A 24,005-nucleotide genomic window follows, 5' to 3' on the forward strand; every position below is an offset into this window, starting at 1 on the left:
CGGAGCAAGGAGGCTGGTGGTGCAGAGCAGGTTATTGATCAAGGAACTGATAGAGGCGGGCTGGACACTGGACCGGGTCACCGGCAGTCATCACATCTTCACTCACCGTTACAACCCTTACACGATACCCGTCCCTCATCCGAAGAAGGATTTGCCGATCGGGACGGTCAAAAGCATCAGGAGGCGAGCCGGGCTTTATTGCCCGGGAGCCAGTTTGGCAGGAGATCCATAATGCAATACCCAATCTGTATCGAGTGGGGCGACGAGAACACCGCCATCGGTATTCAGATCCCCGATATTCCTGGTGCCGTTACGGCCGGGGATACGTTTGAAGATGCTTACAACGCGGCGGTCGAAATTGCCCACATCATGCTGCAGGAGATCATGGCAGACGGGGAGTCAATTCCGATGCCGACCTCAGCGGCTGCGCACCGCGAGAATCCGGAATTTGCCGACATGGGTTGGGGAATGCTGGAACTCGACATCTCGCCGTATCTGGGCAAGACCGAGAAGGTCAACGTGACGCTGCCTGGCTACGTGATCCAGCGTATTGACCGCTATGTACGAGAGCACAATGTCAAAAGCCGCTCCTCCTTTCTCGCGGATGCGGCGATGGAGAAGCTGGTTCGGCATTGAGGGGTTTCAGTCGAATCGCCTTCGCGGGCAAGCCTCGCTCCTACAGAAATTACGCTACCCCTGTAGGAGCGAGGCTCGCCCGCGAAGCTTTTAGCGTCCTAAGCCGTCGCCAGTGCAGGTCTCCGCGAAACACTTAAAAACCGCAACAACGCCAACAGCGGAAACGCACTACCCACAATCACGATCCACAACCAGCCGCCATGCTCATACACCGCGCTGGCCACCGAAGAACCAAACGCGCCGCCGATGAAGATGCTGGTCATGTACAGCGCATTCAGACGGCCGCGGCTTTTAGCGTCGAGGGTGTAGACCGCGCGCTGGCCGAGGACCATGTTCATTTGCACGCAGAAATCCAGCAGCACCCCCGTCACCGCCAGGCCGATAACGCTGTAGGCCGGGTGGATGAAGGCGGGCAGGAAGCTCAAGCTGGCGAATAGCAGGGCCAGCAGCGAGGCGATGCGTGTATGGCCGGCATCGGCCAATCGACCGGCGATGGGGGCGGCAATAGCGCCGATGGCGCCGACCAGGGCGAAGATCGCGATCTGGGTTTGCGACAAGCCATGATTGCGCGACAGCTCCAGCGGTACTGCAGTCCAGAACAGGCTGAATGTGGCGAACATGCAGGCTTGGTAAAACGCGCGCTGACGCAATACTGGCTGCCGACGCAACAGCGTCCAGAGCGAACCCAACAACTGGCCATAAGAAGCGCTGTGATCAGGCTGGCGCTTGGGGATGGTCAGGGCCAGCACAATGCTGATTGCTGCCATCAACACCGCTGCGATGATGAACATCGCACGCCAGCCGAAGTGGTCGGCTACTACGCTGGACACTGGTCGAGCCAGCAGAATCCCCAGCAGCAAACCACCCATGATGCCGCCGACCACGCGGCCACGTGATTCTTCCGGCGCCAGGTGGGCGGCCAGTGGAATCAGGATTTGCACCGACACCGAGCTGAACCCCACCAGCAACGAGATCAGCAGAAACACGTTCGGCTGATCGGTGAACGCCGCGCCCAGCAGACTGGCAATCGCCACCACGGTGGTGATGATCATCAAGCGGCGGTTTTCCAGCAGATCTCCCAACGGCACCAGGAAGAACAGACCCAGCGCATAACCAATCTGCGTCAGCGAAACGATCAGGCTGGCCATGGTGTCGGTCAGGCCGATGTCCGGCGCGATCAGGCCGATGATCGGCTGGGCGTAGTAAATGTTGGCTACGATGGCGCCGCAGCAGAAGGCGAAGAGCAGCACCATGCCTCGGGTCATTGTGGCGGCACCGTGGGGTACCTGAGTCGCTGGGTTCATAACGGGGCTCGTTGAACAAGGAGGAATGCGGGGAGGCTAATCGGCTGGCTAGAGCGGCGGAAGAGGGAATAGGGTGATAGTAATCATGCCTCTGAAGAATGATTGAGAGAGGCCGTTCATTTGCACCTTTGAATCGTCGCGTCCGATGATACATTCACTAACATCTTCTTCGATAGCGTGCTTATGTTCTCTCTTAACGCTTCATAAAACGGAAGGCACTTCCATGAATGCGATGTTCCGTCACCTGATCCGCGGCGCTTCAGCAGTCACCTTGATCACTGTGTTCACGATAACTTTTGCTCAGGCCCAGGACGCGCCGGGTATGCGTATCGGTGTACGCGGCGAGATTACCGGTATCAGCGCCGACATCATGAAAGTTCACGTCAACAGCGGCGAAAACGTGGTGATCAACCTGACCAAGGACACCAAAGTCCGCGCCGTCACCGTGGCCAATATCGAAGACATCAAACCCGGCAGCTACATCGGCTCGGCTGCCGTGCCCCAGGAAGATGGCACTCTCAAGGCCCTGGAAGTCCACGTGTTCCCACCGGAACTGGCCGGCAGCGGCGACGGCCATCGGCCTTTTGATTTGGTCAAGGGCAGCAGCATGACCAACGGCAGCGTGGGCGATCTGGTGGTCAGCAACGGTCGGGTGCTGAGCGTCAACTACAAGGGTGGCCAGCAGAAGATTCTGGTGCCGGAGGATGTGCCGATTGTGAATCTGGTGCCGGGGGATCGGAGCTTGTTGAAGGTGGGCGTGAAGATCGTGACGTTCGTCACCCAAAGCGCCGACGGGACCCTGACCGCTCAATCCATCGCGGCCGGCAAGGACGGTATAACCCCGCCGATGTAGCGGCATGACGCAAACCTTGAAAAAAAAAATCAAAAGATCGCAGCCTTCGGCAGCTCCTACAAAGGGTTTTTCATACACCCGTAGGAGCTGCCGAAGGCTGCGATCCTTTGATCTTCAAGCTCCCACAAAAAAGGCGACCTTCATAGGTCGCCTTTTCATGGGCGTCAGGAATTACTGACCGCTGTAAATCTGATCGAAAACCCCACCATCATTGAAGTGGGTCTTCTGCACAGTGCGCCAGTCACCAAAGGTCTTCTCTACCGACAGGAAATCAACCTTCGGGAAGCGATCGGTGTACTTGGCCAATACCGCCGGATCCCGCGGACGCAGGTAGTTTGCCGCAGCAATTTCCTGACCTTCCGGCGACCACAGGTACTTCAAATATTCCTCAGCAGCGGCGCGGGTGCCTTTCTTCTCGACGACTTTATCAACCACCGATACCGGCGGCTCTGCCTCAGCAGAAACACTTGGGTAGATCACTTCGAACTGGTCGCGGCCAAACTCACGCGCAATCATTTCCGCTTCGTTTTCGAAGGTCACCAGCACGTCGCCGATCTGGTTGGTCATGAAGGTAGTCGTGGCCGCACGGCCGCCGGTATCCAGCACCGGTGCCTGTTTGAACAGCTTGCCAACGAAGTCCTTTGCCTTGCCCTCATCACCGCCGTTTTTCAGTACATAACCCCAGGCCGAAAGGTAGGTGTAGCGGCCGTTGCCCGAGGTTTTCGGGTTGGGGACGATCACTTGCACGCCGTCCTTGAGCAGGTCCGGCCAGTCTTTCAGGGCTTTCGGGTTGCCTTTGCGCACGATAAACACCGTGGCCGACGTGAACGGCGCGCTGTTGTTCGGCAGGCGCGTAACCCAGTTGTCCGGGACCAGCTTGCTGTTGTCCGCCAGGGCGTTGATGTCGGTGGCCATGTTCATGGTGATGACGTCTGCCGGCAGGCCATCGATTACCGAGCGCGCCTGTTTGCTGGAACCGCCGAAGGACATCTGCAGCGTGATGTTTTCATTGTGTTCGGCTTGCCAGTGTTTCTGGAAGGCAGCGTTGTAGTCCTTGTAGAAATCTCGCATCACATCGTAGGAAACGTTAAGCAGGGTCGGTGCAGCCTGAGCCACGCTGCCCAAGGCCAGGCCAGCGGCCAGAAGTGAGGCGCCAAAGAGTTTTTTCACTGCGCATTCCTTGTTTTATCAAATATGTTCTATGGAAAGTGTTGGCAATTTGCCAGCGACTATAGCCGGGCTCCCATAGTCCTTTAAAGATTAAAAAGCACTTTACTTATTCCAGTTTCTTGAACAGCGCATTGCCGCAACGGGAGCAGAATGCTGCGCTGTGTTCATGGCTGTTTTTCTTGCAGGTCGGGCAATCGTGTTGCAGTTGTTCACCGCGCATGGCATTGGCCAGTTCCGCGGTAAAAATCCCGGTCGGTACGGCGATGATCGAGTAACCGGTGATCATCACCAGCGACGAAATCACCTGACCCAACGGCGTTTTTGGCACGATATCGCCAAAGCCCACGGTAGTCAGCGTGACGATGGCCCAATAGATGCCTTTGGGGATGCTGGTGAAACCGTGCTCCGGGCCTTCGATCACGTACATCAGAGTGCCGAACACCGTCACCAGGGTACTGACGCTGAGCAGAAACACCACGATCTTCTGTTTACTGCCGCGCAACGCCGTCATCAAATAGTTGGCTTGTTTCAGGTACGGGCTGAGTTTGAGCACGCGGAAAATCCGCAGCATCCGAATGATCCGGATGATCAGCAGGTACTGCGCATCGCTGTAGTACAGCGCGAGGATGCCGGGCACGATCGCCAGCAAATCCACCAGCCCATAGAAGCTGAACGCGTAGCGCAGCGGCTTGGGCGAGCAGTACAGGCGCAGGCCGTATTCGACGGCGAAAACGATTGTGAAGCCCCATTCGATGTACGCCAGCATGTCGGCGTAGTTCTGATGAACGCTGTCGATACTGTCCAGAATCACGATCACCAGGCTGGCGAGGATGATCAACAACAGAATGCTGTCGAAGCGCCGACCGGCCGGGGTATCGGATTGGAAAATGATGACGTAAAGGTCATCACGCCAGTTTTTATTGCTGTCCATGGAAAACGCCTGAACCGAGAATCAGCGAAGCCTAGGGTGATTCTCCCCGGTAGCGCAAGGCGCGCTGTCTATGACGGCCTGGCGCAGCACCCGAATGCCTGCGCGAATCAGCCAGCAGGCGAGGATGAAAGGGGCGGTCAACGTGGCCAGGCCGAGTGCGGCGAAACCCGGTGCGAGCAACACCGCCAGCAGGATTCCCAACAATGGCAGCCAAGGCTGGCGACGATTTTGGCTGAAGGCGAGGGCGGCGAGCACCGCGTTGTAACCGCTCAAACCCTGCAGTGCGGCTGATGTTTCGTGATGCAGAAGGGCGAATCCGAGGGCGGCAACGGAGCCGAGCAGAGCCCACAGGAAGGCACGACGGTCAGCGATCAGCAAACCGACTGCAATCAGAGCACCGGCCAGTGGATGACCGAGAAACAGCACCTGACCGAGCCCTTTCAATGAGGCGGCGAGCAAGTTGAGTGTGGTCATTTCGATCAGCGGCGCGGGTTGCTGGGGTGCGGCAAACGACAGTAACAACCAGCTCATCCCGACGAAGGGCGCGGTGTAGACGGGAAGGCAATGAAGATCGCGCGAATGCTTGAGCCATTGCTGAGTGAGCATCGCGCTCAGGCCCCCAGCGGCAATGATCAGCGGTGGCAACAGCACCGACCATGGGAAATAAAGGCTCAGCAGCAGGCCGAGCAGAATACCGTTGTAACTGAAAAGCCCGGCCTGACGATCAACCTTGGCATACCCGCGACGTTGCGCGGTGAGTAACCCGGCGACCCCTCCCAGCAGCGCACCGCCGAGCAGGGCTGGGGCGGTGAGCAGGATGGCTAAAAGGCACAGCAGACCGCACAGCGGATGGCGCTGGAGGAATACCTGGCTGAAGCCATTGAGCAGGGCAGTGGCCCAGTCGGGGCAGTGGGTGTTGAAGTGGTTGGCAGGCATGATGGGTCTGTGTGTCAGAGGAACCGTGTAATCGTTCTTCGCGGGCAAGCCTCGCTCCTACAGATTTTGCATAGGTCGTGAGAACGACACCGGACCTGTAGGAGCGAGGCTTGCCCGCGAAGAGACTGGTACAGGCGCTAAATCATGTGGCGAGGGGGCTTGCCCCCGTTGGGCTGCGGAGCGGACCCAAATCGGCGAATGCGGTTTTCTATCGAAACCGTCATACCGAATCTACGACTGCTACGCAGCCGAACGGAGGCAAGCCTCCTCGCCACAAAAGCTGTTTTTAAATCAATGTCTCAATGCGCAGTGAGTTGGTCGACCCCGGCTGCCCGAACGGCACGCCCGCAGTAATCAACAACGTATCGCCGCGTTGAGCCATGCCCTGTGCCTGGGCAATTTCCAACGCCGTCGAGCACACTTCATCCACCTGGCGTAGCCGATCGTTGACCACCGAGTGCACGCCCCACGCCACCGTCAATCGGCGAGCGGTCTGCAAATTCGGCGTCAGGTTGAGGATCGGCACCGTCGGCCGTTCCCGCGCCGCCCGCAGGCTCGAAGTGCCGGACTCGCTGTAGTTCACCAGCACCGCCACCGGTAGCACGTTGCTGATGCGGCGGATCGCGCAACTGATCGCGTCCGACACCGTGGCTTCGGCTTTAGGCCGGCTCACGTCCAGTTGGGCCTGATAGTCCGGGCCGTTTTCCACCTGACGGATGATCTTGCTCATCATCTGTACGGCTTCCAGTGGGTACTCACCGGACGCGGTTTCCGCCGACAGCATCACCGCGTCCGCGCCTTCGGCCACCGCGTTGGCCACGTCAGTGACTTCGGCGCGGGTCGGTGCGGGAGAGAAACGCATCGACTCCAGCATCTGCGTTGCTACCACCACTGGTTTGCCGAGTTGGCGGCAAGTGCTGATGATGTTTTTCTGAATCTGCGGCACGCTCTCGGCCGGCACTTCCACGCCCAGGTCACCGCGAGCGACCATGATCGCATCGCTCAATTCGGCGATTTCCCGCAGTTGAGTCACGGCCGATGGCTTCTCGATTTTTGCCATCAAAAACGCCTTTTCACCGATCAGTGCGCGAGCTTCGCGGATGTCTTCCGGGCGTTGCACGAACGACAGCGCAACCCAATCCACACCCAGCTCCAGACCGAAGCTCAAGTCGCGACGATCCTTGGCGGTCAACGGGCTCAGGTCGAGCACCGCTTGCGGCACGTTGACGCCTTTGCGATCCGACAGCTCACCGCCATTGAGCACCGTGGTGTCGATCGCGTCGGCGTACTTGGTCACCACTCGCAGGCGCAGCTTGCCGTCGTCCAGCAGCAGGTCCATGCCTGGCTCCAGCGCGGCGATGATTTCCGGATGAGGCAGGTTGACCCGGCGCTCATCCCCCGGCGTCGCATCCAGATCCAGGCGCAAGGCCTGACCGCGATGCAGCTGCACTTTGCCTTGGGCGAATTTGCCGACCCGCAGTTTCGGGCCTTGCAGGTCCATCAGAATCCCCAGCGGGTAATTCAGCTGACGCTCGACCTCACGAATCCACTGATAGCGCTGTGCGTGGTCGGCGTGATCGCCGTGGCTGAAGTTCAGGCGAAAGATATTGACCCCGGCCTGCACCAGCTCACGGATGTCGTCGATTCCGTTGGTGGCCGGGCCAAGGGTGGCGAGGATTTTGACCTTCTTGTCAGGCGTCATGTTTAGTGCTCTCGAGAATCAGGATGGCGCGGAAGTCGTTGACGTTGGTGCGGGTCGGCTCGGTGACGATCAGCGCATCCAGCGCGGCGAAATAGCCGTAGCCATTGTTGTTGTCCAGTTCATCGCTGGCGCTCAGACCGAGGGCGGCAGCGCGGGCGTAACTGCCCGGGGTCATGATGGCGCCGGCGTTGTCTTCGGAGCCGTCGATGCCGTCGGTGTCGCCGGCCAGCGCGTAGACGCCGGGCAGGCCTTTGAGGCTGTCGGTCAGGCTCAGCAGGAATTCGGCGTTGCGCCCGCCACGGCCATTGCCGCGCACGGTGACGGTGGTTTCGCCGCCGGACAGAATCACACACGGCGCCGCCAACGGCTGGCCGTGCTGGACGATCTGCCGGGCAATGCCGGCATGGACTTTCGCCACGTCCCGGGATTCGCCTTCGAGGTCGCCGAGAATCAACGGACTGAAACCAGCCTGACGGGCTTTCACCGCCGCCGCTTCCAGCGATTGCTGTGGGCGGGCGATCAACTGGAAATGACTGCGGGCCAGGCTCGGATCGCCGGGTTTGACCGTTTCCGATTCCGGGCTTTGCAGCCAGGTGCGCACCGAGGCCGGAACTTCGATGTCGTAACGCTTGAGGATCGCCAACGCTTCGGCCGAGGTGCTTGGGTCGGCCACGGTGGGGCCGGACGCGATGACCGTGGCGAGATCGCCCGGTACATCGGAAATCGCATAGGTATAAACCGTGGCCGGCCAGCAGGCTTTGCCCAGACGACCGCCCTTGATTGCCGAGAGGTGCTTGCGCACGCAATTCATCTCGCCGATGGTCGCGCCGGATTTGAGCAGGGCTTTGTTGATCGACTGTTTGTCGGCGAGGGTGATGCCGGCGGCGGGCAAGGCGAGGAGGGCAGAGCCACCGCCCGAGAGCAGGAAGATCACACGGTCGTCTTCAGTCAAGTCGCTGACCAGTTCCAGTACCCGTTTCGCGACAGCCAAACCCGCCGCATCCGGCACCGGGTGCGCGGCTTCGACCACTTCGATTTTTTCGCACGGTGCGCCGTGGCCGTAACGGGTCACCACTAAACCTGCCACCTCACCCTGCCAGCAGCGCTCGACCACCTGGGCCATGGCGGCTGCGGCTTTACCGGCGCCGATGACGATCACCCGACCGCTGCGATCTTTGGGCAAATGAGCTTCGAGGACTTGCTGCGGATGGGCCGCGTCGATGGCTGTGGCAAACAGCTCGCGCAGCAATTGTTGCGGATCGACCGACATGGCGGGCTCCCGGAATTCTTGTTATTGGAGGGCGACTCGGTTCCCTGTAGGAGCGAATCTGTGGCGAGGGGGCTTGCCCCCGTTGGGTTGCGAAGCAGCCCCAAAATCTCTGATGCACCAAAGATCTTGTGAGTGCTGCGCACTCAAACGGGGGCAAGCCCCCTCGCCACAGCCTCGCTCCTACAGGGGCGGGTGATGGCTTTACTTATCGCGAATCGAGAAATTCGCCATGTGTTCCAGGCCTTTGATCAGCGCCGAGTGGTCCCAGTTGCTGCCACCGATGGCCGCGCAGGTGCTGAACACTTGCTGGGTATTGGCGGTGTTGGGCAGGTTGATGTTCAGCTCCTTGGCACCTTGCAGGGCCAGATTGAGGTCCTTCTGGTGCAGGCTGATGCGGAAGCCTGGGTCGAAGGTGCCCTTGATCATGCGTTCGCCGTGAACTTCAAGGATCTTCGACGACGCGAAACCGCCCATCAGCGCTTCACGCACCTTGGCTGGATCGGCACCGTTTTTCGAGGCGAACAGCAAGGCTTCGGCGACGGCCTGGATGTTCAGCGCAACGATGATCTGGTTCGCCACTTTCGCGGTTTGACCGTCGCCATTACCGCCCACCAAGGTGATGTTCTTGCCCATGGCCTGGAACAGCGGCAGGGCGCGTTCGAAGGCATCGGCATCGCCGCCGACCATGATGCTCAGGGTCGCAGCCTTGGCGCCGACTTCGCCGCCGGAAACCGGGGCGTCGAGGTACTGCGCGCCTTTCTCGTTGATTTTAGCTGCGAAGGCTTTAGTGGCAGTCGGCGAGATCGAGCTCATGTCGATCACGACTTTGCCCTTGCTCACGCCTGCCGCAACGCCATCGGCGCGGAACAGCACGTCATCGACCTGCGGGGTATCCGGGACCATGACGATGATGAACTCGGCTTCCTGGGCCACTTCTTTCGGGTTAGCCAGCGCGACGGCGCCAGCGGCGATCAGGTCGGCAGGTGCTGGGTCGTGGTGTGCCGACAGGAACAGGCTGTGACCGGCTTTCTGCAGGTTCAACGCCATTGGGTGGCCCATGATGCCGGTGCCGATAAATCCGATTTTAGCCATGAGAAAATCCTCTTGTTTTTATTGCTCTGTTCGCAAAATTCGTGGGATGGCAGCGAGGACGCCTTCGCGGGCAAGCCTCGCTCCTACAGACAACCCTGGCCCCCCCTTAGGAGCGAGGCTTGCCCGCGAAGAACGATGACGCGGTGTCAGATCAAATTGCGTTATGGGTTTTCAACCAGCCCAAGCCCGCCTCGGTGGTGGTCAGCGGCTTGTATTCACAGCCAACCCAACCCTGATAACCGATGCGGTCCAGGTGTTCGAACAGGAAGCGGTAGTTGATTTCACCGGTGCCCGGTTCGTTGCGCCCTGGGTTGTCGGCCAACTGGATGTGGTTGATCTCGCCCAGGTGCGCAGCCATGGTCCGGGCCAGGTCGCCCTCCATGATTTGCATGTGATAGATGTCGTATTGCAGGAACAGATTGGCGCTGCCGACTTGTTCGCGAATCGACAGGGCTTGCGCCGTGTTGTTCAGGTAGAAGCCTGGGATGTCACGGGTGTTGATCGCTTCCATCACCAGTTTGATGCCCACCGCTTGCAGCTTGTCGGCCGCGTACTTGAGGTTGGCGACAAAGGTCTTTTCCACGGTGGCATCGTCGACACCTTGTGGACGAATACCGGCCAGGCAATTGATCTGGGTATTGCCCAGCACTTTGGCGTAAGCGATAGCCAGATCGACACCGGCGCGGAATTCTTCGACCCGATCCGGCAAGCACGCAATACCGCGCTCGCCCTTGGCCCAGTCACCGGCCGGCAGGTTGAACAGCACCTGGGTCAAGCCGTTGGCATCGAGCTTGGCCTTGATTTCGGCGGAGCTGAAATCGTAGGGGAACAGGTATTCGACACCACTGAAGCCGGCCTTGGCGGCAGCATCGAAACGGGCAAGAAAATCCTGCTCGGTGAACAGCATGGACAGGTTGGCTGCGAAACGCGGCATGGTGGTCTCCTAAGTGTGTTAGGCCCCTTGTGGGAGCGAGCCTGCTCGCGATTGCGGTGTGCTAGACAACATAGATATTGAATGTGCCGGCCTCATCGCGAGCAGGCTCGCTCCCACAGTGGGAACGATCAGCAGTTAATCGAGCAGCGAAATCGCCGTTGGCGCATCGTTGCCGACCAGTGCCAGGTCTTCGAATTCGTTGACGGCGTTGATCTCGGTGCCCATGGAAATATTGGTCACGCGCTCCAGAATGATTTCGACGATCACCGGCACCTTGAACTCTTCGATCAGTTCCTGAGCCTTGCGCAGGGCAGGCTGGATCTGATCCGGTTCAAATACCCGCAGCGCCTTGCAACCCAGGCCTTCGGCGACAGCGACGTGGTCGACACCGTAACCGTTGAGTTCCGGAGCATTGAGGTTGTCGAAGGACAGCTGCACGCAGTAGTCCATGTCGAAACCGCGCTGGGCCTGACGGATCAGCCCCAGGTACGAGTTGTTCACGACAACGTGGATGTACGGCAGCTTGAACTGCGCGCCCACCGCCAGTTCTTCGATCATGAACTGGAAGTCGTAGTCGCCCGAGAGCGCCACCACCTTGCGGGTCGGATCAGCCTTGACCACGCCGAGTGCGGCCGGAATGGTCCAGCCCAACGGACCGGCTTGACCGCAGTTGATCCAGTGACGCGGTTTGTAGACGTGCAGGAACTGCGCGCCGGCAATCTGCGACAGACCGATGGTGCTGACGTAGCAGGTGTCCTTGCCGAAGACCTGGTTCATCTCTTCGTAAACACGTTGCGGCTTGACCGGTACGTTGTCGAAGTGAGTCTTGCGCTGCAGGCTGGCTTTGCGCTGTTGGCAGTCTTGCAGCCAGGCGCTGCGGTTTTTCAGCTTGCCGGCGGCTTGCCATTCGCGAGCGACTTCGATGAACACGGTCAACGCGGCAGCGGCGTCGGACACGATGCCCAGGTCCGGGGTGAACACGCGGCCGATCTGGGTCGGTTCGATGTCGACGTGAATGAACTTGCGGCCTTCGGTGTAAACGTCGACCGAACCGGTGTGACGGTTGGCCCAACGGTTACCGACGCCCAGTACCACGTCCGACTTCAGCATCGTGGCGTTGCCGTAGCGGTGCGAGGTTTGCAGACCGACCATGCCGACCATCAGCGGGTGATCGTCCGGGATGGTGCCCCAGCCCATCAGGGTCGGGATCACTGGAATGCCGGTCAGCTCGGCGAACTCCACCAGCAACTCGCTGGCGTCGGCATTGATGATGCCGCCACCGGCGACCAGCAATGGACGTTCAGCCTGATCGAGCATGGCCAGGGCCTTCTCGATTTGCACGCGGTTAGCGGTCGGCTTGGCCAGTGGCAGCGGCTCGTAGGCGTCGATGTCGAATTCGATTTCGGCCATCTGCACGTCGAACGGCAGGTCGATCAGCACTGGGCCTGGGCGGCCGGAGCGCATTTCATAGAAGGCTTTCTGGAACGCGTAAGGCACCTGGCCCGGCTCCATAACGGTGGTCGACCACTTGGTGACCGGCTTGACTATGCTGGTGATATCGACGGCCTGGAAGTCTTCCTTGTGCATCCGGGCCCGCGGTGCCTGGCCGGTGATGCACAGGATCGGGATCGAGTCGGCCGAGGCGCTGTAGAGCCCGGTGACCATGTCGGTGCCGGCCGGGCCGGACGTGCCGATGCACACGCCGATGTTGCCGGCCTTGGTGCGGGTGTAGCCCTCGGCCATGTGCGAGGCGCCTTCAACGTGGCGAGCGAGGACGTGATCGATGCCACCGACCTTCTGCAAGGCGGAGTACAGCGGGTTGATCGCGGCGCCCGGGATGCCAAAAGCGGTATCGACCCCTTCACGGCGCATCACCAGAACGGCGGCTTCGATTGCTCTCATTTTGCTCATGGTTTTGTGCCTCTTACGTTTTGTAATTGTATACAAGTGGCTTTGCGCAGAGTGTATTCACGGCGGACGGCGCAGGTCAATCCATTTTCTCAAGCAGCTGTTTCATTCGTCGGAAGCCCAAAGAACTGTGGCTTTTCGTCGCATGTGGCGCTTTTCGAGAATTATTGTATACAAAAAAATAATTCATTGTGTTCTATTTGTTGCATCGGATTGCGCAACAGAAAGCAATCCAACGGCTTTCCCAATAACAAAATGAGGACGGCACCATGAGCGCTTTAACCTTGAACATCGCAGTCAACCTGGCCAACCAGGCCATCTCCGCAGGCCGCGCAATCTCTGCCGCGCCCTTGACCGTTGCCGTGCTGGACGCCGGCGGGCACTTGATAACGCTGCAACGCGAAGACGGCGCCAGCCTGCTGCGCCCGCAGATCGCCATCGGTAAAGCCTGGGGCGCCATCGCCCTGGGCAAGGGCTCACGCCTGCTGGCCCAAGACGCCCAACAACGCCCGGCCTTCTTCGCCGCGCTGAATAGCCTGGGGCAGGGCAGCGTCGTCCCGGTACCGGGCGGCGTGTTGATTCGGGATCAGGATGGGAGTGTGTTGGGGGCGGTGGGGATCAGCGGTGATTTGTCTGATGTGGATGAGCAGTGCGCGATCAGGGCGATCGAGACGCAGGGGTTGAGGGCGGATGCGGGGGTGACGGCTTGATTATTGGGTAACTGATCTACCGCCTTCGCGAGCAAGCCCGCTCCCACACGGAATCGTCGGTGGACACAAATTGTGTGAACACCGCAGATCAACGGTGGGAGCGGGCTTGCTCGCGAAGGCGATGTTCCAGACACATCCGGCTAAAAGTCTACCCTGCTATCCGGTATTCGCTGATCTAGCCTTTTCATGATTTCATCCATGAAGGGGCAAAGGAATGCCTGAACTGTCAGCATCACATCGCCTGCGCATTGGTCGCTATGCAGAGCAAAACCGCATCTATCTACTGACGGCCAATACCCTTGGGCGGGAGCCTGTTTTCAAGGATTACACCTTGGGCAGGATGGTCGTACATCAATTCAAGCAAGCACAGAGCGAGGGTTTTGCCGATTCATTGGCCTGGGTTGTCATGCCCGATCATTTTCATTGGCTTGTTCAATTGCAAAAGGGATCGCTGGGGCAGTTGATGTGTCAGGCGAAATCCTTGAGCACTCGATCAATCAATTTGGCGACTGGACGGACAGGCAGTCTTTGGCAGCAGAGTTTTCATGATCATGCACTGCGGCAAGAGGAGAGTTTGGTGAGAGTGGCACGGTATGTCGTTGCCAACCCATTGCGGGCGGGACTGGTTGAGAAGTTGGGTGACTATCCGTTGTGGGATGCCATTTGGGTTTGATAGGGAACCGAGTTGCCCCATTCGCGAGCAAGCCCGCTCCCACAGTTGATCTCGGTTGTTCACAGATTTTGTGTACGCAGTAGATCCAATGTGGGAGCGGGCTTGCTCGCGAAGGCCGCGCCACGGTCTACCGATCCAGCTCACACCCCTTGAGCACCAACCGGATAATCGTCTGCGCCGCCGCCTCATAGTCGGCCTCATCCAGCTTGGCTTTACCGGTAACCGCAGAGATCTGCCAGTCAAAGTCGGCATAGGTCTGGGTCGCGGCCCAGATGCTGAACATCAAGTGGTTGGGGTCGATCGGGGCGATCTGGCCGCGGTCGATCCAGGTCTGGATGCAGTCGATGTTGTGCCTGGCCTGGCCGTTGAGCTGCTCGACCAGGTCAGGGCTCAGGTGCGGGGCGCCGTGCATGATTTCGCTGGCGAACACTTTGGAGGCGAAGGGCAGGTCACGGGAGATGCGGATTTTCGAGCGAATGTAGCCGCTCAGCACTTCGCCGGGCACGCCATCGGCGTTGAACGGCGTCGAGGCCTGCAGGATCGGCACGATGATACTTTCCAGGACCTCGCGGTAGAGGTTTTCCTTGGATTTGAAGTAGTAGTAGACGTTAGGCTTGGGCAGCCCGGCCTTGGCCGCGATGTCACTGGTTTTGGTCGCAGCGAAGCCCTTGTCGGCAAATTCTTCACTGGCGGCACGCAGGATCAGTTGTTTGTTGCGCTCGCGGATGGTGCTCATAAACCAAGGAGTTCCTTGCCTGTTCTGGCGGTTGCGCATGGTAGCACCGGCCTCGCGCGGCGCTCAAGAATGCCCCGTGTAGCCTCGGGTCGCGCTATGCTGCGCACCATTCATTCAAGAAGGAAACCTGATTCATGGCAGGAAGCAGTTTGCTGGTGCTGATCGACGACATCGCCACCGTACTGGACGATGTGGCGTTGATGACCAAAATGGCCGCGAAGAAGACCGCCGGTGTGCTTGGCGACGATCTGGCGCTCAACGCCCAGCAGGTTTCCGGCGTGCGTGCCGAGCGGGAAATCCCGGTGGTGTGGGCGGTGGCCAAGGGTTCGTTCCTCAACAAATTGATCCTGGTGCCATCGGCGTTGGCCATCAGTGCGTTCATTCCGTGGCTGGTCACGCCGTTGTTGATGGTCGGTGGCGCTTACCTGTGCTTCGAAGGTTTCGAGAAACTCGCCCACAAATTCCTGCACAGCAAAGCTGAAGATCAGGCCGAACACGCAGAACTGGTCGAGGCCGTGGCCAACCCGGCGGTCGATCTGGTGGCGTTCGAGAAGGACAAGATCAAAGGGGCGATCCGTACCGACTTCATCCTCTCGGCGGAAATCATCGCCATCACCTTGGGCACCGTGGCTGCCGCTTCGCTGACCCAGCAAGTGATCGTGCTCTCGGGCATCGCCATCGTCATGACCATCGGCGTCTACGGCCTGGTGGCCGGCATCGTCAAACTCGATGACCTCGGTCTATGGTTGACCCAGAAGCCCGGGCAAATGGCCAAAAGCATCGGCGGCGGGATTCTGCGTGCAGCGCCGTACATGATGAAAAGCCTGTCGGTGATCGGCACCGCAGCGATGTTTTTGGTCGGCGGCGGGATTCTGACCCACGGCGTGCCGGTGGTTCATCACTGGATCGAGAGTGTCAGCGCAGGTGCTGGTGGGGCCGGGTTTATCGTGCCGACGTTGCTGAATGCGGTGGCCGGGATTATTGCCGGTGCGGCGGTGTTGGTGGGAGTGATGGCGGTGAGCAAGACCTGGAAAGCAGTCAAAGGTTGAAGCCTGGCAATACGATCAAGTGTGGGAGCGGGCTTGCTCGCGAAGAGGTAATAACATTCAGCATCAATGTTGACTGTTATACCGCCTTCGCGAGCAAGCCCGCTCCCACATTTGTTTTGTGGTGTTGCCGATGCAATTACTCGGCGACCTGCAGCTTGCGCGACTCGGTGTACACGTAACGCACTTTTTCATACTCGAACGGCGTATTCAGCTGGCCGTAGCGGAAGCTGTTCTGATAGCGCTTGTCGATGATGCGAAGAGCCCAGACTTCCGGATGGTTGGAGCTGACTTCGGCCACGTTCAGGAAGTTGATCGCCGATTCGCCGGTGTAATCCACCACCAGGCCTGCAGTGTCACGCAGGTTTGACGGGCCGAGGATCGGCAGCACGAAGTAGGCGCCGCCCGGTACGCCGTAGAAGCCCAGTGTCTGACCGAAGTCTTCGCTCTGGCGCGGCAGCCCCATGGCGGTGGCCGGGTCCCACAGGCCGGCGACACCGATGGTGGTGTTGAGCAGCAGGCGCGCGGTGGTTTCCATCGAACGCTGCCCCTTGAATTGCAGCAGGCTGTTCACCAGGTTCGGTATATCGCCGACGTTGTTGAAGAAGTTACTGACGCCGGTGCGCAGGAAGCTTGGGGTGATGTAGCGATAGCCGTTGACCACGGGCAGGAACACCCATTGGTCGAAACGGTAGTTGAAGTGGTAGACGCGGCGGTTCCATTCTTCCAGCGGGTCGTAGACGTTCAGCGCGTTCAGCGTCGAACGTTCGAACTCGCGCTGATCCAGCCCCGGGTTGAATTTGAGTTTGCTCAGCGGTTCCTTGAAGCCGTCACTATCGACCACCACAGGTGCATTGGCCTTGCTGTTGTCGGCATTGGCGACGCCTGCACAGAGTAACGCTGCGATCAGCAGGGGGTATTTAGCCACGGAAAAACTCCAGCATGGCGTCGCTGTTGACGCGATAGTTGAGGTTGCCGCAATGGCCGCCCAATGGATAAACAGTCAAACGGTCGCCAAAGGTCCGGCGCAGAAACCCCAGGTCGCCAGGGCCGAGAATCACGTCGTCGGCGTTGTGCATGACGGCGATTTTCGGGCTGTCGTGCAGGTAGTCCTTGAGCGCATACAGACTGACCTGATCGATCAGTTGCAGCAGGCTGCCGCCGTCGGTGCGGGCGCGCCACATCGGAATGACCTGTTCGGTCAGGTAGCAGTCGAAGTCGCATTGCAGGGCGCGTTTGAGAAACGGCGTGAGGGTGGTGCCTTCGGTGATCGGGTATTTCGGTGGCGTGATCAGGCCGCGGCGGTTGATCAGGTCCGAAGTGAAGGCGATGTCCGCTGCCGAGAAACGGAACGAAGTGCCAATCAGCATGGCCATCTGTTCGTTGCTCAAGTGCTGCTTGGACTGCTGGAAGTCGTAGAGCAGGGCATCGTTGAGGTCGATGTAGCCTTTCTGCTGGAAGTAGCGGGTCAGTTTGTCCAGTACCAGTTCATAGAAGGTGGTGCTGTTGGTGATGCCCTTGACCTCTGTCTGTACCAGCTTGTCCAGGTTGGTGACCGAGGTGTAAAGGTTGACCGGCGGGTTTAGCAGCAAGACTTTCTTGAAATTGAAGCTGCGACGGGTTTCATCCAGGTGCGCGACAAATGCCGCATCCAGTGCGCCAAGGCTGTAACCGGTCAGGAAATAATCGGTGACCGGCAGCTTCGGGTTCTGTGCCCGCACGGCCTGCATCACCCGGTACATGTCTTCGGCATCTTCCTTGGTCACGCCGGGGGTGGCGAAACGCGAAGCGGCGGTCATGAAGTCGAAGCTGGTTGGCGACGACAGCTGCACCACGTGATAGCCGGCCTTGTAGTAGAGCTTTTTCAGGTACTCGTTGAGGGTGCTGTCATAGCGTGCACCCGTGCCGGAGATCAGGAAGATCAACGGTGCTGCTTGATCTTGCGTGGCGATGCGGTAGGTGAGTTTCTTTACCGGCCAGAAGTTGTCCGGCAGGCTGAACTCACGCTCGGGGCGCAACGTGACGCTGCGATCCTCCTGATTGATGTCGTCGTCCAGCGGCAAATCCGGGCGTAACTCCGGCGGTGTCGTGGCGATGGTCGCCTCGAACGGGTTGGTCAGGGGGTAGCCGTAACTGGCGGCATCAATGTCGGCCGCCAGTGCGGACGCACTTAAAATCAAGCCGCCAAGCAGGGCGGCGAAGCGCAAGGAACGGAGCATGACTAGATCCCTTAGAGGAAGGTGCCGAATGAAGTTCGCAGGCTATGACCATCGGATTTGCGCCAAAGTGCCATGATCGGCACCAAACAGCCCTGATTTCGGAGCAACGGTAGCGGGACGATACACTTTGCAGCTATTTCATGAACAGTTATCTGTTGATGTCACTTGCTTACCGCGGGCGGGAGATTAAGCTGGCCGCCGATTTCGTTTATTGGAGTGTTGCATGTCCCGCCGTCTGCCCGTGATCCTGTTGCTCGTTCTTCTGCCGTTATGGCTGGCCGTCAGTTATGGCGCGCGTTATGGCTTCATGGAGGATGCTCAATGGGTTGGCATTTGCGTGGATGAGGCCAGTCGCTGGGAATGCCAGATTCGGTCGAACCTGGGCTTTATGATTCATTTCAAGGTGTTGGGCTGGTCGGCAATGGCCGCCGCCGTGATCGGTTTTGTGCTGCCGGGGCGAGCGGGGTGGTGGCTGGCGGTGCTGGCGCTGGTGTTCGGGTTACCGGCGCTGGCGTTGTACAACACCACGTTGGCGGTGTTTGCGGTGGTGATTGCTGCTTTGCGTCTGGTCCGGGCTTCTCGTAGCGCCTGATAGTCAGCCTTCGCGAGCAAGCCTCGCTCCTACAGTTTAGAGTCGTTCGCAATTATCACGGTCGACATAAATCTGTAGGAGCGAGGCTTGCCCGCGAAGAGGCCGGCAGGCGCGCTGAAAATCAGCCCTTGCGAACCCGCAAGCTGCGCCACAACGCCGCCACCATCAACACACTCACCAGCGCCCAACCCCAGGCCTGCTGGTTCTGCAAACCTTCTTGATACAACTGCGGCGCAATGCCGGCGCCGATAATGAAGGTCAGCAGGGCGATTTCCCGACGCGGCACGCTGACCGGACGGCACAGGTACACTAGCGCCGGCAGGATGAACGCAACGCTCGGGAAGCTGCGATAACGCGGGTCGAACACCAGCTCCAGCATCATCACCGCCGCGGCAAAACCTGCCGCTGCCAGCCACCAGCCTGCCCGACGTTCCAGCATATTGAATGCTCGTTCACGCCAGCCAGTGCGAGCGCTCAGCGTCAGCGCGGCATGCGCCAGCACCAACAGGTTCAACCCCGTCAGCAAGGCGACCCATAGCCATTCACTGGTAAACCGGGTGGTGACACGGGCCAGATCGCCCCAGGCGCCAATCGAACAGGCCGCCAACGCGCCGAGCAGTGGCAGCACCAACGCCGCACGAGTACTGCGAACGCGACCGCCGAGAATCAGTGTGCCAATGAAGATCAAGCCACCCAGCGCCAGCCATTGCGACCAGTACGGCACGTTCGAGACCGGTCCGGCCAGCACGCCCTTGTCCTGACGATCGGCGTCGAACAGTCCCCAGTAACCCCCGACCGCACCTTCGCTGGCGCGTTTCCAGGGCTGGTCGAACGCCTCGATCAGGTTGTAATGCCAGCCTTGCTGTTCGGCCATGATCACAAAGCTGCGAATGAACTTGGCTTCATTGACCCGGCTCGGCAGGGCGGTTTCGCGCTGACGGCCTTCGCTCGGCCAGCCGGTTTCGCCAATCATCACGTCCTTGGGCGCAAATTTGTTGCCGAACACCTGACGCACTTCGGCCACATGCTGCAGCGCGGCGTCGATGTTCGACGGATCATCTTCCCAGTACGGCAGCAAATGAATGGTCAGGAAGTCCACCGCGGGGGCGATTTCTGGGTGCTTGAGCCAGAATTCCCAGACGTCGGCGTAGGTCACTGGTTGTTTGACCTGACTTTTGACCTTGTTAATCAGCGTTGCCAGCTGTGCGCCGGTCACTTCCTTGCGCAGCAGGGTTTCGTTACCTACGATCACCGAGGTCACTACATCGGCGTTGGCATTGGCCGAGGCGATCAGCAGATCGACTTCCTTGGCGGTGTCCACCGGGTTGCTGTTGACCCAGGCGCCGATCATCAGCTTCAAGCCGTGCTTGCGTGCCAGATCGGGCAGCGCCTCGAGGCCGGTCATGGAATAGGTGCGGATGCATTCGAAGCGGGTCGCCAGCAGCGCGAGGTCGGCGTCCATGCGCTCGGGGCGCAGCTTGAACGGCACATCGAACGGCGATTGGTCTTTGTCGAACGGGGTGTAGGAGGCGCATTGCAGCTTGTGCGTCGCGCTGGCCACGTCCGGCAGGATCACCGGTTTGCCGAGGCCGTACCAGAAGCCACCGAGGGCAAAAAGCCCCAGCAGGCAGGCAAATAAATAAGCAAAAAAAGGAAAGCGGGATGTCGCGGGCATGGTCAGGCCGTCTGGGAACAAAGCCGCGCATGTTACCTGCATTTGTCCCGCGCTTGGTGGCCTGCATAATTTTGTCATGCAAAGTTTGGGCGGGGTTGGCGCGCATGCTTTCACAGGGCACGATTAATGGCGTTCTGATGTCGTTTCTCGATGTCTTGAGGTCGCTGACAGAGCAGGTCGTCGTTGGCGTCAGGTTGATTATCGTGGCGTCAGTACTCCGCTGATGTTTGAACGAGTTTGCGGTGAGGCGTGATGGGGGCGCTGTGCACCATAACAATACGTTGAGCGGCTCGGCATCCGTCGAGCGCAGCACTTTCGGGGAAGTAACGATGAAGATGCGACGACTCTTGGGCGCAGGTGCCGCTTTGGTGCTGGCGATCAGTTCTACGATGGCCAGCGCTGAAGGCAAGGCAGTGACGATCGGTTATGTAGACGGCTGGTCGGACAGCGTCGCCACGACCAACGTGGCCGCGGAAGTGATCAGGCAGAAACTCGGTTATGACGTAAAGCTGCAAGCGGTTGCCACCGGGATCATGTGGCAAGGTGTGGCCACTGGCAAACTCGACGCCATGCTGTCGGCGTGGCTGCCCGTGACTCACGGTGAATACTGGACGAAGAACAAGGATCAGGTCGTCGATTACGGCCCGAACTTCAAGGATGCGAAAATCGGCCTGATCGTGCCGGAGTACGTCAAGGCCAAGTCTATTGCCGATCTGAAAACCGACGACAGCTTCAAAAATCGTATCGTCGGTATCGATGCCGGTTCAGGCGTGATGCTCAAGTCCGAGCAGGCGATCAAGGACTATGGCCTGGACGGCTACACCCTCAAGGCCAGTTCTGGCGCCGGGATGATTGCCGAGCTGACTCGTGCCGAGAAGAAAAACGAATCCATTGCCGTCACCGGTTGGGTGCCGCACTGGATGTTCGCCAAGTGGAAACTGCGCTTCCTGGAAGACCCGAAAGGCGTTTACGGCGCAGCTGAAACCGTGAACAGCATTGGCAGCAAAGAACTGGCAACCAAAGCGCCTGAAGTTGCGAAGTTCCTGAAGAACTTCCAGTGGGCGTCGAAAGACGAAATCGGCCAAGTCATGTTGGCGATTCAGGACGGTGCCAAGCCTGAAGCAGCAGCGAAAGACTGGGTGGCCAAACACCCGGATCGCGTTGCCGACTGGACCAAATGATTTGACCTGAAGCGTCTGGTCAGCACCTCTAAAGGCCCCTTGGCTTAAATGCCAAGGGGCTTTTTGCTTTTTCATGTGGGAGCGAGCCTGCTGGAAAATGGCGACTCTGTCATGTCGTTCTAATACTAAGGTCGTCTGGAACCTGTCCGGCAGCCGCATAGAGTGGATACCGTTCCAACTAAATCTGTGCTGCGAGGATAAAAACAATGAACGACAGCATTTACCTCTCGATTCAAAACAGCTCGCGCTTCAAGGAGCTGGTCAGCAAGAGAGAACGATTCGCCTGGATTCTTTCAGCGATCATGCTTGGGCTGTACTCCGGATTCATCCTTTTGATTGCTTACGGGCCGCATATCCTGGGCGCGAAAATCAGCCCCGAGTCTTCGATTACCTGGGGTATTCCGATCGGTGTCGGGCTGATTGTTTCGGCCTTTATCCTGACGGGCATCTACGTGCGACGCGCCAATGGCGAATTCGACGACTTGAACAATGCGATTCTCAAGGAGGCTCAGCAATGATCCGGCGTCTAATGGCTCTATTGAGCGTCGCAGCTTTTGCACCTGGCGCCTGGGCGGCTGACGCCTTGACCGGTGCAGTGACCAAGCAACCCCTGAACGTCGCGGCGATCCTGATGTTTGTGGCGTTCGTCGGTGCGACTTTATATATCACTTACTGGGCGTCCAAGAAAAACAACTCGGCCGCCGACTACTATGCGGCGGGCGGCAAGATCACCGGTTTCCAGAACGGTCTGGCGATTGCCGGTGACTACATGTCCGCGGCGTCCTTCCTGGGTATTTCCGCCCTGGTGTTCACCTCTGGCTACGACGGCCTGATCTACTCGATCGGTTTCCTGGTGGGCTGGCCGATCATTCTGTTCCTGATCGCTGAGCGCCTGCGCAACCTGGGCAAGTACACCTTTGCCGACGTGGCGTCCTACCGCCTGGGGCAAACCCAGATTCGCTCGCTGTCCGCTTGCGGTTCGCTGGTGGTGGTAGCGTTCTACCTGATCGCGCAAATGGTCGGTGCCGGCAAGCTGATTCAACTGTTGTTCGGTCTCGACTATCACGTTGCGGTGATCCTGGTCGGTATCCTGATGTGCCTGTACGTGCTGTTCGGCGGCATGCTGGCGACTACCTGGGTGCAGATCATCAAGGCGGTGCTGTTGCTGTCCGGTGCCTCGTTCATGGCACTGATGGTGATGAAGCACGTCAACTTCGACTTCAACGCGCTGTTCTCCGAGGCGATCAAGGTTCACCCTAAAGGTGAAGCGATCATGAGCCCGGGCGGCCTGGTGAAGGATCCGGTCTCGGCGTTCTCCCTCGGCCTGGCGCTGATGTTCGGTACCGCTGGCCTGCCGCACATCCTGATGCGCTTCTTCACCGTGAGTGACGCGAAAGAAGCCCGCAAGAGCGTGCTGTATGCCACCGGTTTCATTGGCTACTTCTACATCCTGACCTTCATCATCGGCTTCGGCGCGATCCTGCTGGTCAGCACCAACCCGGCCTTCAAAGATGCGGCTGGCGCGCTGTTGGGCGGCAACAACATGGCGGCGGTGCACCTGGCCAACGCGGTGGGTGGCAGTATCTTCCTGGGCTTCATCTCGGCGGTAGCGTTCGCGACCATCCTGGCGGTAGTGGCCGGTTTGACCCTGGCCGGTGCCTCGGCGGTGTCCCATGACCTGTATGCCAGCGTGATCAAGAAGGGCAAGGCCAACGAGAAGGACGAGATCCGTGTCTCGAAAATCACCACCATCGCTCTGGCGGTGCTGGCGATCGGCTTGGGTATTCTGTTCGAGAAGCAGAACATCGCGTTCATGGTGGGCCTGGCGTTCTCCATCGCGGCGAGCTGCAACTTCCCGGTGCTGCTGCTTTCCATGTACTGGAAGAAGCTGACGACTCGCGGTGCGATGATCGGCGGCTGGCTGGGTTTGGTCAGTGCTGTTGGCTTGATGGTGCTGGGGCCAACCATCTGGGTGCAGATCATGGGTCACGAGAAGGCGATCTTCCCGTACGAATACCCGGCGCTGTTCTCCATGGCCATTGCGTTTGTCGGGATCTGGTTCTTCTCGATCACCGATAAGTCGGCCGAGGGTGTGAACGAACGTGCGCTGTTCTTCCCGCAGTTTGTTCGTTCGCAGACTGGGTTAGGGGCGAGCGGGGCGGTTTCGCACTAAGGCTTTGAGTTTCTATATATAAGCTGAGCTGCACAAAATGCCCTGGTCGAGAGATTGGGGCATTTTTTATTGGGCGGTTATCGGAGTCTGTATGGTTTTTCCGCGGAGGTGGCCTGCTCTTTGATCGTGTACATATCCGTTTCTGCGGTAGCGACGGCTGGCGGTTATCGCCCGCACTTGTAGGAGCGAGGCTTGCCCGCGAAGGCGGCCTGATAGTCGACTGGGGTCTTTGATCGGGTACATATCCGTTTCTGCGGTCACGGC

General features: G+C 59.2%; 23 protein-coding genes. 10 read left to right on the forward strand and 13 right to left on the reverse strand.

The genetic code is table 11. The annotated features are described in order from the left end of the window. Window positions 1-19 precede the first annotated feature (19 nt). Window positions 20-232, forward strand: a complete 213-nt coding sequence (locus PMI30_RS0130040; protein WP_032836301.1) for a type II toxin-antitoxin system HicA family toxin — start codon at window positions 20-22, stop codon at window positions 230-232. Beyond that, on the forward strand, window positions 232-636 hold the full coding sequence (locus PMI30_RS01220) for a type II toxin-antitoxin system HicB family antitoxin (RefSeq protein ID WP_008014960.1): 405 nt from the start codon (window positions 232-234) through the stop codon (window positions 634-636). Before PMI30_RS0130040 ends, PMI30_RS01220 begins: the two co-directional genes overlap by 1 nt. 98 nt (window positions 637-734) lie before the next feature. Here the strand turns inward: PMI30_RS01220 and PMI30_RS01215 are convergent, their stop codons facing one another. Beyond that, window positions 735-1,940, reverse strand: a complete 1,206-nt coding sequence (locus tag PMI30_RS01215; RefSeq protein ID WP_008014962.1) for an MFS transporter — start codon at window positions 1,938-1,940, stop codon at window positions 735-737. Window positions 1,941-2,163: 223 nt separating this feature from the next. Here PMI30_RS01215 and PMI30_RS01210 point away from each other — a divergent pair, with 223 nt between their 5' ends. After that, entirely contained in the window at window positions 2,164-2,793 is a 630-nt protein-coding gene (locus tag PMI30_RS01210; RefSeq protein WP_008014964.1) for a hypothetical protein, read from the forward strand. A 171-nt stretch (window positions 2,794-2,964) separates the two neighbouring features. On the opposite strand, the gene PMI30_RS01205 is transcribed toward PMI30_RS01210, so the two are convergent. The 8 genes from PMI30_RS01205 to gcl all read right to left on the reverse strand — a co-directional run bounded on the left by PMI30_RS01205 (window position 2,965) and on the right by gcl (window position 12,739). Continuing rightward, window positions 2,965-3,963 carry a sulfate ABC transporter substrate-binding protein gene (locus PMI30_RS01205; RefSeq protein WP_008014966.1) on the reverse strand — a complete coding sequence of 333 codons (999 nt, stop codon included), beginning with the start codon at window positions 3,961-3,963 and terminating at the stop codon, window positions 2,965-2,967. Between the two features lie 106 nt (window positions 3,964-4,069). Next, a complete protein-coding gene (locus PMI30_RS01200; protein WP_008014967.1) occupies window positions 4,070-4,894 on the reverse strand; it encodes an ion transporter in 825 nt (274 codons plus the stop codon). Window positions 4,895-4,915: 21 nt separating this feature from the next. Next, window positions 4,916-5,830, reverse strand: a complete 915-nt coding sequence (locus PMI30_RS01195; RefSeq protein ID WP_032836302.1) for an urea transporter — start codon at window positions 5,828-5,830, stop codon at window positions 4,916-4,918. A 286-nt stretch (window positions 5,831-6,116) separates the two neighbouring features. Beyond that, on the reverse strand, window positions 6,117-7,532 hold the full coding sequence (gene pyk / locus PMI30_RS01190; protein WP_008014973.1) for a pyruvate kinase: 1,416 nt from the start codon (window positions 7,530-7,532) through the stop codon (window positions 6,117-6,119). Then, window positions 7,522-8,802 carry a glycerate kinase type-2 family protein gene (locus PMI30_RS01185; RefSeq protein ID WP_008014974.1) on the reverse strand — a complete coding sequence of 427 codons (1,281 nt, stop codon included), beginning with the start codon at window positions 8,800-8,802 and terminating at the stop codon, window positions 7,522-7,524. Before PMI30_RS01185 ends, pyk begins: the two co-directional genes overlap by 11 nt. A gap of 201 nt (window positions 8,803-9,003) precedes the next feature. Further along, window positions 9,004-9,894: a 2-hydroxy-3-oxopropionate reductase gene (locus tag PMI30_RS01180; protein ID WP_008014976.1), complete on the reverse strand. Its 891-nt coding sequence runs from the start codon at window positions 9,892-9,894 to the stop codon at window positions 9,004-9,006. 151 nt (window positions 9,895-10,045) lie between these two features. Continuing rightward, the gene (gene hyi, locus PMI30_RS01175) at window positions 10,046-10,828 is read right to left on the reverse strand and encodes a hydroxypyruvate isomerase (protein ID WP_008014978.1); all 783 of its coding nucleotides are present in this window, start codon (window positions 10,826-10,828) and stop codon (window positions 10,046-10,048) included. Window positions 10,829-10,963: 135 nt separating this feature from the next. Next, on the reverse strand, window positions 10,964-12,739 hold the full coding sequence (gene gcl / locus PMI30_RS01170; protein ID WP_008014981.1) for a glyoxylate carboligase: 1,776 nt from the start codon (window positions 12,737-12,739) through the stop codon (window positions 10,964-10,966). A gap of 266 nt (window positions 12,740-13,005) precedes the next feature. On the opposite strand from gcl, the gene PMI30_RS01165 reads away from it, so the two are divergent. Together PMI30_RS01165 and PMI30_RS01160 are read left to right on the forward strand one after the other, a co-directional pair. Beyond that, window positions 13,006-13,446, forward strand: coding sequence for a GlcG/HbpS family heme-binding protein (locus PMI30_RS01165; protein WP_008014983.1), 441 nt, complete (start codon window positions 13,006-13,008; stop codon window positions 13,444-13,446). Between the two features lie 214 nt (window positions 13,447-13,660). Continuing rightward, complete coding sequence (locus PMI30_RS01160) at window positions 13,661-14,119, forward strand: REP-associated tyrosine transposase (protein WP_008014985.1); 459 nt, start codon at window positions 13,661-13,663, stop codon at window positions 14,117-14,119. A 127-nt stretch (window positions 14,120-14,246) separates the two neighbouring features. Here PMI30_RS01160 and PMI30_RS01155 read toward each other — a convergent pair whose 3' ends face one another. Beyond that, window positions 14,247-14,855 (reverse strand): TetR/AcrR family transcriptional regulator, encoded by a 609-nt coding sequence (locus PMI30_RS01155; RefSeq protein WP_008014986.1) that lies wholly within the window; start codon window positions 14,853-14,855, stop codon window positions 14,247-14,249. A 134-nt stretch (window positions 14,856-14,989) separates the two neighbouring features. Here PMI30_RS01155 and PMI30_RS01150 point away from each other — a divergent pair, with 134 nt between their 5' ends. After that, window positions 14,990-15,904 (forward strand): DUF808 domain-containing protein, encoded by a 915-nt coding sequence (locus tag PMI30_RS01150; RefSeq protein WP_008014988.1) that lies wholly within the window; start codon window positions 14,990-14,992, stop codon window positions 15,902-15,904. A 136-nt stretch (window positions 15,905-16,040) separates the two neighbouring features. Here PMI30_RS01150 and PMI30_RS01145 read toward each other — a convergent pair whose 3' ends face one another. Then, entirely contained in the window at window positions 16,041-16,829 is a 789-nt protein-coding gene (locus PMI30_RS01145; RefSeq protein ID WP_008014990.1) for an MlaA family lipoprotein, read from the reverse strand. Continuing rightward, complete coding sequence (locus tag PMI30_RS01140) at window positions 16,822-18,120, reverse strand: hypothetical protein (protein ID WP_008014993.1); 1,299 nt, start codon at window positions 18,118-18,120, stop codon at window positions 16,822-16,824. Before PMI30_RS01140 ends, PMI30_RS01145 begins: the two co-directional genes overlap by 8 nt. A 223-nt stretch (window positions 18,121-18,343) precedes the next feature. On the opposite strand from PMI30_RS01140, the gene PMI30_RS01135 reads away from it, so the two are divergent. Then, on the forward strand, window positions 18,344-18,712 hold the full coding sequence (locus PMI30_RS01135) for a hypothetical protein (protein ID WP_008014995.1): 369 nt from the start codon (window positions 18,344-18,346) through the stop codon (window positions 18,710-18,712). 121 nt (window positions 18,713-18,833) lie between these two features. Here the strand turns inward: PMI30_RS01135 and PMI30_RS01130 are convergent, their stop codons facing one another. Further along, window positions 18,834-20,429 (reverse strand): glycoside hydrolase family 17 protein, encoded by a 1,596-nt coding sequence (locus PMI30_RS01130; RefSeq protein WP_008014996.1) that lies wholly within the window; start codon window positions 20,427-20,429, stop codon window positions 18,834-18,836. Window positions 20,430-20,716: 287 nt separating this feature from the next. Here PMI30_RS01130 and PMI30_RS01125 point away from each other — a divergent pair, with 287 nt between their 5' ends. From PMI30_RS01125 to PMI30_RS01115, 3 genes are all read left to right on the forward strand, one after another. After that, window positions 20,717-21,568 carry a glycine betaine ABC transporter substrate-binding protein gene (locus PMI30_RS01125; RefSeq protein ID WP_008014997.1) on the forward strand — a complete coding sequence of 284 codons (852 nt, stop codon included), beginning with the start codon at window positions 20,717-20,719 and terminating at the stop codon, window positions 21,566-21,568. Between the two features lie 206 nt (window positions 21,569-21,774). Next, window positions 21,775-22,086, forward strand: a complete 312-nt coding sequence (locus tag PMI30_RS01120) for a DUF485 domain-containing protein (protein WP_007894282.1) — start codon at window positions 21,775-21,777, stop codon at window positions 22,084-22,086. After that, window positions 22,083-23,741 (forward strand): cation acetate symporter, encoded by a 1,659-nt coding sequence (locus PMI30_RS01115; RefSeq protein ID WP_008014998.1) that lies wholly within the window; start codon window positions 22,083-22,085, stop codon window positions 23,739-23,741. The genes PMI30_RS01120 and PMI30_RS01115 overlap by 4 nt, the downstream gene beginning before the upstream one ends. Window positions 23,742-24,005: the final 264 nt, after the last annotated feature.

It is taken from the genome of Pseudomonas sp. GM50, from assembly GCF_000282375.1.
Taxonomy (GTDB): Bacteria; Pseudomonadota; Gammaproteobacteria; order Pseudomonadales; family Pseudomonadaceae; genus Aquipseudomonas.